This window comes from Microvirga pakistanensis, from assembly GCF_004458765.1.
Classification (GTDB): Bacteria; Pseudomonadota; Alphaproteobacteria; order Rhizobiales; family Beijerinckiaceae; genus Microvirga; species Microvirga pakistanensis.
In genome coordinates this window covers 1-223 of sequence record NZ_SPJX01000331.1, presented here as the reverse complement: position 1 = coordinate 223, position 223 = coordinate 1, and the positions used below count along the sequence as shown (strand labels likewise).

Genomic DNA, 223 nt, shown 5'->3' with positions numbered 1-223 from the left:
AGCGTCTCGACTTCCGTGACGCTCAAGGAGCGCGGGAAGAGCGCAGGGTCGGGCTTCGGGCGCGGGCGTGGAAGAGCGGGCGCGGGTTTCGGCGTGTCGAGGGTGCGGGCAAGCCGGCGGTAATACTCTCCCGACTTCAGCATGGCGTTCCACGCCTCCCGGCCGGTGAAAGCCTTGAGGCGCTGCAGGAAGCGCGAGGGCACCATGGGCGAGCCGTCGCGCT

At 70.0% G+C, this 223-nt stretch carries 1 protein-coding gene; it reads right to left on the bottom strand.

Annotated features, from left to right (window positions below; translation table 11 throughout):
- Positions 1–223 (bottom strand): hypothetical protein (locus E4K09_RS17395; RefSeq protein ID WP_134499055.1); only part of this gene is annotated, 223 nt, incomplete at both ends.